This window comes from Candidatus Poribacteria bacterium, from assembly GCA_028820845.1.
Classification (GTDB): domain Bacteria; phylum Poribacteria; class WGA-4E; order WGA-4E; family WGA-3G; genus WGA-3G.
Map to the genome: position 1 here is coordinate 154,684 of JAPPII010000061.1, position 9,733 is coordinate 164,416.

The window sequence follows — 9,733 nt, forward strand, 5'->3', positions numbered from 1 at the left end:
TGCTATTCCTCAAAGAGTCCCATCTGTTCGCTGGAGGTGCCGGTCATGTATGTTTCGAGCCGCTCTGGATTCAGTAGGACATCAACAACTTTATCGACTTCATTCGGAGCGAATGGGAATGCCCCGCCTCGTATCAACTCGCGCGGGCCTTCACGTATGGCAGATGCAGGTCCGTCCCATCGGCATGCGAGAAGTGCTTTATCTTGGCGTTGGGCGTATCGGGCGGTATGCATGGCACCGCCGGTCTTCTGCGCCTCAATTACGATTGTTGCCAGTGCGAGTCCGCTAATAATACGGTTGCGTTGGATGAGATTTCCGGGTGAGGGTGAGGTGCGGAAGGGGTGCTCTGAAAACAGACACCCGTTCTCATAGATTTGCATGGCGAGCGCATTATTCTGCACTGGATAGATAGAAGACAGGTCTGTTCCGACGACGCCGATGGTTTTCCCCATAGCAGCGAGCGCGCCAGAGTGGGCATTGGCATCGGTCCCGGCTGCAAGTCCGCTGACGATGGTGAACCCGGCGAGCACTAATGCTGTGGCGAGCGAGAGTGTGAGTTGTATCGCCTCGGTTGTTGGCTGCTTTGTCCCTACGATGGCGACGCACTGCGCGTCAATTTTTGTTAATTCACCCGTATGACACAAGATCGCGGGGGCATCGGGGAGCGGTTTGAGTTGCGCTGGATAGGCGGAGTCTTCGGGACATAGCACGCGGATATTCTGGTTGTTGAGTGCGGTGAGTCGCTCTCGGAACGTCGGGAGATTGCCGGATACTGTGAGTATGCGTGAAGCGAGGACGGGATTGAAGGACGGCAACCGTGCGATTTCGGGGAGTTCTGCTTCAAAAATTGCCTTAATGCTTCCGAAACGTGCGATGAGTCGTTTGATCCGAACACCGCCTAACCCTTCAACCGAGGAGAGGGCTAACCAGTATTCGAGGGGTGTTTTGTCTTTTGGGTCCGCCATGTTTGTATGTCCTGTCGGGTGTGGGGTTGTGTGTTGCTATATATTAAGGAGTATAGCATATTGTTGTGGAGGATGTCAAGGGCGCTGCCAACTGCTTTATAACATTGACAAATAAAAAAAAAAAGATTAGAATTATTAAAAATCGGAGGGGTATCATGTTAATGAAAGCGATTCTTGAGAGACGAGAGGCGCGAAGGCTTGAAGAAGCGCGTTTAGAAGGCTTGGCTGAAGGTTTATCTGAAGCCCAAAAAAAACATCAGGAATGGGTGGAATGGGCTAAAAACGGTCCGGATAAACCACAACCGAAACCGCCAAAAGATCCAGAGGCGGATTAGTGTTCTGTCCACCTTGAAATTTATATTTGATTCTGCGTAAGTTCTGTTAGCGTGTAAATTTGTTTTTAGAATCTACTGTTCTGTCAACTTTCAAATGATGGGAAACCCCAGTTCGTAGTAGTGCGATTTATCGCACGTCAGAAACGGGCAATGAATGGTTTCCCTACTACGAACTACCTGTCAGTTTAGACGTGACAGAACACTACGATAAAAGGGATAATCCAATGAGGAGATAACAATGGAGAGGGCTCCTATACGGCTGCTGGCAGTCAACGAAATGAGCAGACATTATGGGGGTGTCATTGCGCTGTCGGATGTGACGATGGCGGTGCATCCTGGACAAATTTTCAGCCTAATCGGACCTAACGGGGCAGGGAAGACGACGCTTTTCAACTGTGTCACTGGACTCGATAGCCCGACGTTCGGCAGCGTTGATTTCTTAGGTGAATCCATCACCGGATTGCGTCCGGACCAGGTTACAAGTCTCGGTATCGGTAGAACTTTCCAGAATATCCGACTCTTCACGGAGCTCACAGTCCTCGATAACGTCAAAATCGGACGGCACCCTCGCACTTCAAGCAGCCTTATCGGCTCGGTGTTTCGCACGAAGACACAGCAGCGGGAGGAGACGGATATCGCAGGGCGCGCACACGATATGTTGGAATTCGTCGGGTTGGACGCGTTGAGCGGCCAGTCGGCGGGTAACCTCTCCTATGGTGATCAGCGTCGCGTTGAGATTGCAAGAGCGTTGGCAACTGAACCGAAACTCCTGCTTCTCGATGAACCTGCTGCGGGGATGAATCCACAAGAGACACAGGAACTTATAGAACTCATCTATACGATACGTGAGCGAAGCGTCACTGTCCTCCTTATTGAACACGACGTTAAACTGGTGATGCAAATCTCGGATTGGGTGACCGTGCTCGACCACGGCGAGAAAATCAGTGAAGGTCTACCGACTGATGTTCAAAACGACGAGAAGGTCATTGAGGCGTATCTGGGGAAATCTGACGATGCTTGAACTCAGGGATATACATACATATTACGGGCAAATTCGGGCTGTGCAAGGGGTCTCTATCACTGTAAATGCGGGTGAGATGGTCTGTCTCATCGGTGCAAATGGTGCGGGTAAGTCGACGACTTTGATGACGGTTTCGGGGGTCTATACACCGGTGCAAGGGAGCATCTACTTCGAGGATGAAGATATTACCGGATTATCGGCAGAGCAGCGAGTCGCCCTCGGTATCTCACAAGTTCCAGAAGGACGACTCGTCTTTCCAGATATGAGTGTCCTTGAGAACCTTGAACTCGGTGCGTATACGCGAGAGGATCGACCGAGCATCAGAGACGATTTAGACAAAATTTTTCAGTCTTTCCCCGTGTTGCAGGAACGGCGGCGGCAGCGGGGCGGCAGCCTCAGCGGTGGTGAACAACAGATGTTAGCGATTGGACGGGCACTGATGTCCCGACCGCGACTCCTCCTGCTCGATGAACCCTCCTTGGGACTTGCACCCCTTATTGTTCAACGGATTTTTGAGATCATCGAACAGATTAACGACGATGGTACGACGATTCTGCTTGTTGAACAAAACGCCCAATTAGCGTTGCAGGTAACCCATAGGGGCTACGTTATGGAGACCGGTGAAATCGCCATGGAAGGTACGTCTGCGGACCTGTTAGCCGATGAACGTGTGCGACAGGCGTATCTTGGAGAGTAGCGAACCGCGAACCGCGAATAGCGAATAGCGAACCGCGAATAGCGAACCGCGAATAGCGAACCGCGAACCGCGAATAGTGAACCGCGAACCGCGAATAGCGAATAGTGAACCGCGAATAGCGAACCGCGAATAGCGAATAGCGAACCGCGAATAGTGAACCGCGAAAGGAGTAAGTATGCGGGATTTCAGAGGATTGCAGGTGTGGGAAAAGTCTCACGACTTAACGTTGAGCGTGTATAAGTTTACATCACAATTTCCGCGCGAAGAGATGTATGGGCTGACAAGTCAAATCCGTCGAGCGTGTGCCTCGATTCCGACAAACATCGCTGAAGGTTGTGGCAGAGAAAGTTCGGCTGACTTCGCTCGTTTTCTGCAGATAGCTATGGGCTCAGCAAGTGAAACAGAGTATCTCATTCTGCTTGCCCGCGATCTCAAATACATCCATACTAATCAATATAACGAGTTAATGGATCCAGTTAATCATATAAAAAGAATGCTAATCAATTTACAAAAAAGTGTCAGAGGAGATAGCGAACCGCGAATAGCGAACCGCGAATAGCGAATAAAAAATGTACCCTACACTAATTGACTTTGGACCCATTGGCATTCATTCTTACGGTTTAATGTTGGCGACTGCGTTTATTACAGTCGTCTTTGTTTTACAATATGAATTGAAGCGTCGGGGTTTTGTTGCGGAGTTGGCGGGGAGTATCGTGATGGCGGCGGCGATCGGGGGGATTGTCGGCGCGAAAGTTTATTCTGCCCTTTTGGACGGGGCGATCAATATCCAGGAACTGTTCTCAACGGCGGGCTTGGTCTGGTATGGCGGTTTGATCGGTGGATGTCTTGCTGTCACGATAGTTGTCGTGCGCTCCCCGAACCCGTATCTCCCGACAATCGACATCATCGGACCGACGCTCTTACTCGGCTATGGCATCGGTCGGATTGGGTGTTTGCTTGCGGGGGATGGGGACTACGGACCACCCTCTGACCTCCCGTGGGCGATGGCGTTCCCGAACGGTACTGTTCCTACAGATGTCCCAGTGCACCCGACACCTATATATGAGTCGCTGATGTCCTTTGCGTTTTTCGGACTGCTGTGGTCGCAGCGTCGGCGGTTTGAAGGTGTTCCGGGGACGACGTTCGGTCTGAGTCTGATATTGTTGGGGGTTGAGCGGTTTATTGCGGAGTTTTGGCGGATTACGCCGCGTGTGTTGGGGTGGATGACGGCGGCGCAGATTTTTAGTATTGTTGCGTTTGTTGTCGGGATTGTGCTGATTTTCTGGCTGCGCGGACGCCCGCGTGCGGTTGTCGCCGCACCGTCAACAGAAGTTTCTACGCCATCGACTCGAGAGCCGTCGTCTCCCCGACGTAAACGGCGGCAACGAAAAAGGTAGACGAGGTTTGTAGTGGTGCAATTCATTGCACCTTAGGTAAGGAGACTTAAAGGTGGATTTTAGTTGGTTTGGTATCACTGTTATTGACATAGGTGTTGTGAGCATAGGCGTTATTGGTTTCGCTTGGCTTTTTCGTAGGATCGCTGCACTTGAACGAGAAAACGGTGGGCTACGCGCTCAAGTTAACACACTTGAACGAGAAAACGGTGGGCTACGCGCTCAAGTTAACACACTTGAACGAGAAAACGGTGGGCTACGCGCTCAAGTTAATGCACTTGAGCAGGAGAACGGTAGGATAAGGGTTCAGGTCAATACACTTGAGCAGGAAATTAATGCACTTAAGCAGGAAAACCAAGAACTCAAACACGAAAACCGAGAACTTAGAAAAGATTTTGAGGTTTTAGCAGGACGATACGCCGAAATCAAAGAGGTACTTGCGCTTATCCTCAAGCGTGAAGAGTTTAGCAGCTAAATTGCATATATACCTTTATATAAAGGGCAAAAAAATAACATGCAAACGAAGCGGATTTGTCTGTGGTCGGGGCCTCGGAATGTGTCTACTGCACTGATGTACGCCTTTGCACAACGCAGCGATACACAAGTTGTTGATGAACCGCTCTACGCCCACTATCTCTATAGGACGGATAGGGCAGGGGCGCATCCGGGGACGGCTGAGGTGATGGCATCGATGTCAACAGACGGCGAAGAAGTGATCCGTGAGGTGATCCTCGGTCCGTATGAGAAACCCGTGCTTTTCATGAAACAGATGGCGCACCATCTCATCCATATCGACCGCGGGTTCCTTCGAGAGACGCTGAATGTGTTCCTGATCCGGGATCCGCGAGAGATGCTCCCTTCGTTGATGAAGGTGATTGGAAAACCGACGTTGGCGGATACGGGCTTCAAGACGCAGCACGATCTACTTCTATCTTTGCGAGCGGCGGGTCAGTCGCCGCCGATTCTTGATGCGCAGTTGCTCTTGGAGAATCCGTCGGGTGTGCTTTGTGAATTGTGCGAACGGTTGGGGCTGCGATTTGAGAAGGCGATGCTTTCTTGGTCGGTCGGTGGGTGTCCCGCGGATGGGATTTGGGCGAAGTATTGGTATGGGAACGTGCATCAGAGTACAGGGTTTACGCCGTATCGTCCGAAATCGGAGCCGTTTCCAGAGGAATTAGAGGATATTTTGGAGGTGTGTTTGGGGTATTATGGTGTGTTGCGGCGGTCAGCGATCCTCGCTTAGCACCTCAAGGAGCTGCTCCAAAATCGCCTCCGTTTCGGCATCGCGCTTGGCGCGGCTTTGACGCAACTGCTCTAATAACTCCGCTGCGGTTGGCGGTGCTTCGCCTGCTTCTGTCGGAACAGTCGTCGCCGGTTGCCCTAAAAATAGGACCTCTAACGCTTTGTCCAACGTCTTCGCCGATGCGAGTTCGCTTGCTCCTGCCTTGACGACGACCATCTCTAACTTCGGTCGTCGGGGTTGTGTGTCGTCGCCGTTCGCGCGCTCCTGCTTCTTCGCCTGCAAATAGATCGCCTCGACATAGAACAGGGCGTCCTCAATCGGAATAATCAACAGGTTGCCCCGAATGACATCGCTCGCCTTTTCCCAACCGACCTGTAGCTGCCCGGTCGCTTTATTAATGTCCTCCTCGACCTGTGTCGGTCCAGCGACATCGGCACCCTCCGGCAAGACGTAGACAATCCGCTCGCCGTAATGTGGCGGGTCACACCTTGCGACCATCCACGCCTTCAACCGTTTCTCGCGTTTCGGTGGCGTGAATGGAATCATATTCACGAATTCTGGGGTGTCTTCACCCGGTAGTTTGAGCATAGCGTAGTAGGGCATCATCTCCTGATCGGCTTCTGATGAATAATACGCCTCTTTGGGAATCAGCCACCTGTCGCGCCGGTGATAGAAGTCGTCGGCACGGCGGTGGTACGCGCCATACATCTTTGCTTGGATGCGCGTCAGGTAATCGGGATATCGGAGATGTCCTCTCAAGCCTTCGGGCATTTCTGAGACGGACTTAAAGAGATCGGGGAAGGCTTTGCGATACGCACGCATCACGGCTTCGTCATCTTTGATGGCATAGAAGTTGACGGCACCGGTGTAGGCGTTGACGACAGCAACACCTGAATTTCGGATGTAGTTGAACTTCTTGAAGTCGGGTTCTTCATAAAGCTGCGTCTGCGTAAGTCGTGCTGTATCGTCCACGTAGACTTGTGCGTTCGGGTAGTATTGGCTCGTCACATAGAAGTCGATGATCCACCACAATTCGCCATCACTAATGACGATATAGGGGTCGGGGTCGTAGTTGAGGAAGGGCGCGATGTGTGAGACGCGGTCTTTGATAAGTCGATCGCCGTGCCGGGTCCCAATCTTTCGGCGAAACATCACGCGGCTCTCGGCTGTCAACCGCTCAGAACGTAGCATTCGGAAGAAATCGAACCGGAGTGCGAAACAGAGCCGGCGGAACCAACCGCCTAAGGGTACGCCGCCGTCGCCGGTATAGGTATGCCGTTCCCAGGTTTCGGGTGCCGCACGGGCAGCGTCGTCAATATTGCGTTGCGAGTTGACAATCACGTAGTTATTCGTCATTTCGCCGTAGTAAATCTGCGGACGTTGGACGCTGAGTTCGTCGTAATCGCTACGGATGGGTGTATCGGCGACCCAGAAGTTCGGGAACCCGTCCTCAATAAACTCGTTGACTGGAGAAACACAGACACCATAACCGTGTGTATATTGGAGTTTCAACGGCTCCCACCCGACAATATCCTCCTCCGGACTGACCTCTCTCGCCGCGATGAGCACCTGCCGATATTCGTCCCCGACGCGATAGCGATCGACATCTGTGTAGGGATGGAAATCGTAATGCGTCTGAATTTGTGCTTCGCGGAGTGCCTCGTAGAGGACGCGCCGGTCCCAGATTTGAATGTTCTTTTTAATCTCTGCGTTCTCAGTTATCATGTCGAGGGTGGCGAGTCCTTTCACGCGTTCCTCGGTTATGATGGTATCGAGTTCAAAGGCGAGGCGGGTCTCTGCGATGTGCCGCTGTAAGTATGGCTCCTCTTTATCCAAGACGTTGATACGCGCATCCCAGAGGTGCAGCCCTAACGGATAGATGTGGATGAGCAGCAGGTAACTCAAACCCCAGACACCGAGCGTTGCATACCAGAGGAGCCGTTTCCGCCATAAAATATTGAACACGACTGCGATGCCGACGCCGACCAAGACACCGCAATAGATGCGAATCGCGCCTTCGAGGTGGAAATCAACGTAGAATAAGCCGTGGAGCGATGACAACTCCTGTGTCAACGGACTTGTGTAGACTTTATTCCAGAGATGGACGTAGCTCCGCCACCCGCCGACGAGGAGCAACAGCAACCATAACACCGACCCGTGGAAGATGATATGTCGTTTGACGCGCTGCATGGTGTGTGCGTCCCGTCTGTAGTAGAAGTTATAGAGTAGTCCGACAACGATGCACGTAACCCAGAGCGTTATCTGCACCCAAAGGCTGACCCATCGGTGGAACGGAAAACTGAAGAGATAGAAGTTTCGGTCTTTACGGAAATGGCTGTTGGAAACCGTTGGCTGTTGGCTGTCAGTTGCCTCATTCCCAAAATTGGTAGGTGCGGTTTCTAACCGCACCGGCTCTCTCGTCCCTATCTCTTCTGCTGATTGCTGATCGCTGACTGCTGACTGCTGACGATTCTCTGTAGGTGCGGTTTCTAACCGCACCGTTTCTCCGTCGATTGTCTCTTCCGCGATTCGCGGGTTCGCGGTTCGCGATTCGCGGTTCGCGGTTCGCGGTTCACTATCCCCCCTCGGCTGATTTCGGTACCTTAAATAGACATCATCCAATAACAACATCGGTGTTGCGAGGAGGAGTGCGGCGATGAAGGTTAGGCAGAACACGGCGCGATGGAAGGAGAAGGTCTGGGTATGTGTCCAGCGTCGGAACTCGCGGGATTCTGGGCAGAGGACGTTCGCGATAGCGGCGTTGATGTTCATGAAGCCGAGTGCGATGAGGAAGCAGACCCCGAAAATACCCCATCGTGTCTGCTGGAGCCCCCAGAAGACATCAGCGTGTCCGAGGCTCTCGAACCAGAGGTGCTCTGTATAGAGGTGCGCCAGTGGCATGAAGCTGCTGAGGGCGATGAGTCCGGTGAGTATCCAGAGGAGGTACGCCTGAAGTTTGAATGCACCTCTGCGGCGTTGTCGGCTCCGCCGGTATCGGAAGATACCCCCTATTAACGTAACAGCACCGAGGGCTATGATGAGTAAGAGTTGGGCAATGGCGAGATTGGCTGTCATGGCTGTTGGTTGATGGTTGTTGGTTGATGGTTGTTGGCTATTCGCGGTTTGCGGTTTGCGGTTCGCGGTCCGCTATGAACCCTTTAGGGATTTGTGATCTGTTGCTTGAGGGTCTCTATTTCTTGTGTGAGTTGCTCGAATTTCCGGTCTTGTTCGCGATCTTTCCTACTTCGCCAAGCGACGACGATCTGTGGAACACCTACGGCAACCAAGATGAGTGCCATGAGCCAATTGATGACTTTATCGATACTCTCTATTCGCCCATTCAACCCTGCCATATCCTCTTTTAGAGAAGCGACATCCTTTTTTAGCGCGGCGACATCAGTTTTCAGTGCGGCGACATCAGTTTTCAGTGCGGCGACATCCTTTTTTAGCGAAACTATTTCGGTTTTCAGGGCGGCGATCTCTGCTTTTATAGGTGCGTGTGCCTCGTGAAATATCAATCGGATTTTATCAAGGTCTTGCGAAGTGAGTTCGCCGAAGGCTGACACCGCGATTGTGGAAAAAAATATCATAAAAAAGAGAAGTGGTCTCATCAGAATTTCCTCCTTACTCTTAAGAATATCACAATTTTGGAGAAAGATGCAATGTTTTCTGTGAGTGTGTATAGAGTCATTATTTTTTTCTTGACACCCAAACCCAAATATGCTTTACTATCTTCAAAAGGAGACCCTCGCCAGACAATTGTAACCCGTTGACGATACTGCCCCCGAAGGAGGCTTTTTGATGGCTAATCATTTTAATGACCTGCTCCTGCAAACCTTGAAAGAGATGGGGATCCGTCTGGACCGCGTTGAAGGTCGCTTAGAACGCGTGGATGACCGTTTAGATCGTATCATTGAGCAAAAAGCGGATAAATCAGATCTGGACGCTACGAATAAAAGGTTAGAGGGCTTAGAGAACAAGGTAGATGTGTTAGATGGCAAGGTAGATGCGTTAGGCAACCGCGTAGATGTGTTAGATGGCAAGGTAGATGCGTTAGGCAACCGCGTAGATGTGTTAG

11 protein-coding genes are annotated in these 9,733 nt (G+C 51.6%); 8 read left to right on the forward strand and 3 right to left on the reverse strand.

Annotation, left to right across the window (positions count from 1 at the left end):
- Window positions 1-2 precede the first annotated feature (2 nt).
- Entirely contained in the window at window positions 3-965 is a 963-nt protein-coding gene (locus OXN25_12735; protein ID MDE0425723.1) for a DNA-processing protein DprA, read from the reverse strand.
- A 155-nt stretch (window positions 966-1,120) separates the two neighbouring features.
- Here OXN25_12735 and OXN25_12740 point away from each other — a divergent pair, with 155 nt between their 5' ends.
- The 7 genes from OXN25_12740 (at window position 1,121) to OXN25_12770 (ending at window position 5,655) form a co-directional block, all read left to right on the forward strand.
- Complete coding sequence (locus OXN25_12740) at window positions 1,121-1,300, forward strand: hypothetical protein (protein MDE0425724.1); 180 nt, start codon at window positions 1,121-1,123, stop codon at window positions 1,298-1,300.
- Window positions 1,301-1,538: 238 nt separating this feature from the next.
- Window positions 1,539-2,321: an ABC transporter ATP-binding protein gene (locus OXN25_12745; GenBank protein ID MDE0425725.1), complete on the forward strand. Its 783-nt coding sequence runs from the start codon at window positions 1,539-1,541 to the stop codon at window positions 2,319-2,321.
- A complete protein-coding gene (locus tag OXN25_12750) occupies window positions 2,314-3,018 on the forward strand; it encodes an ABC transporter ATP-binding protein (GenBank protein ID MDE0425726.1) in 705 nt (234 codons plus the stop codon). The genes OXN25_12745 and OXN25_12750 overlap by 8 nt, the downstream gene beginning before the upstream one ends.
- Window positions 3,019-3,193: 175 nt before the next feature.
- The gene (locus OXN25_12755; protein MDE0425727.1) at window positions 3,194-3,577 is read left to right on the forward strand and encodes a four helix bundle protein; all 384 of its coding nucleotides are present in this window, start codon (window positions 3,194-3,196) and stop codon (window positions 3,575-3,577) included.
- A gap of 10 nt (window positions 3,578-3,587) precedes the next feature.
- Complete coding sequence (locus OXN25_12760; protein MDE0425728.1) at window positions 3,588-4,415, forward strand: prolipoprotein diacylglyceryl transferase; 828 nt, start codon at window positions 3,588-3,590, stop codon at window positions 4,413-4,415.
- Window positions 4,416-4,467: 52 nt separating this feature from the next.
- Window positions 4,468-4,887, forward strand: a complete 420-nt coding sequence (locus OXN25_12765) for a hypothetical protein (protein MDE0425729.1) — start codon at window positions 4,468-4,470, stop codon at window positions 4,885-4,887.
- Between the two features lie 39 nt (window positions 4,888-4,926).
- Window positions 4,927-5,655, forward strand: a complete 729-nt coding sequence (locus OXN25_12770) for a sulfotransferase family protein (GenBank protein ID MDE0425730.1) — start codon at window positions 4,927-4,929, stop codon at window positions 5,653-5,655.
- Here OXN25_12770 and OXN25_12775 read toward each other — a convergent pair.
- Both OXN25_12775 and OXN25_12780 read right to left on the reverse strand, forming a co-directional pair.
- Window positions 5,638-8,730 carry a UPF0182 family protein gene (locus OXN25_12775; GenBank protein MDE0425731.1) on the reverse strand — a complete coding sequence of 1,031 codons (3,093 nt, stop codon included), beginning with the start codon at window positions 8,728-8,730 and terminating at the stop codon, window positions 5,638-5,640. The two genes, OXN25_12770 and OXN25_12775, sit on opposite strands and share 18 nt — an antisense overlap.
- 83 nt (window positions 8,731-8,813) lie before the next feature.
- On the reverse strand, window positions 8,814-9,266 hold the full coding sequence (locus OXN25_12780) for a hypothetical protein (protein ID MDE0425732.1): 453 nt from the start codon (window positions 9,264-9,266) through the stop codon (window positions 8,814-8,816).
- A gap of 190 nt (window positions 9,267-9,456) precedes the next feature.
- On the opposite strand from OXN25_12780, the gene OXN25_12785 reads away from it, so the two are divergent.
- Window positions 9,457-9,733 (forward strand): DUF948 domain-containing protein (locus OXN25_12785; protein MDE0425733.1); only part of this gene is annotated, 277 nt, incomplete at its 3' end.

What these genes read in the sequence shown, in the direction of transcription:
- OXN25_12775 (MDE0425731.1), bottom strand. Translation starts at nt 8,730, where the DNA reads ATGACAGCCAATCTCGCCATTGCCCAACTCTTACTCATCATAGCCCTC.
- OXN25_12735 (MDE0425723.1), bottom strand. Translation starts at nt 965, where the DNA reads ATGGCGGACCCAAAAGACAAAACACCCCTCGAATACTGGTTAGCCCTC.
- OXN25_12755 (MDE0425727.1), top strand. Translation starts at nt 3,194, where the DNA reads ATGCGGGATTTCAGAGGATTGCAGGTGTGGGAAAAGTCTCACGACTTA.
- OXN25_12780 (MDE0425732.1), bottom strand. Translation starts at nt 9,266, where the DNA reads ATGAGACCACTTCTCTTTTTTATGATATTTTTTTCCACAATCGCGGTG.
- OXN25_12740 (MDE0425724.1), top strand. Translation starts at nt 1,121, where the DNA reads ATGTTAATGAAAGCGATTCTTGAGAGACGAGAGGCGCGAAGGCTTGAA.
- OXN25_12745 (MDE0425725.1), top strand. Translation starts at nt 1,539, where the DNA reads ATGGAGAGGGCTCCTATACGGCTGCTGGCAGTCAACGAAATGAGCAGA.
- OXN25_12750 (MDE0425726.1), top strand. Translation starts at nt 2,314, where the DNA reads ATGCTTGAACTCAGGGATATACATACATATTACGGGCAAATTCGGGCT.
- OXN25_12770 (MDE0425730.1), top strand. Translation starts at nt 4,927, where the DNA reads ATGCAAACGAAGCGGATTTGTCTGTGGTCGGGGCCTCGGAATGTGTCT.
- OXN25_12760 (MDE0425728.1), top strand. Translation starts at nt 3,588, where the DNA reads ATGTACCCTACACTAATTGACTTTGGACCCATTGGCATTCATTCTTAC.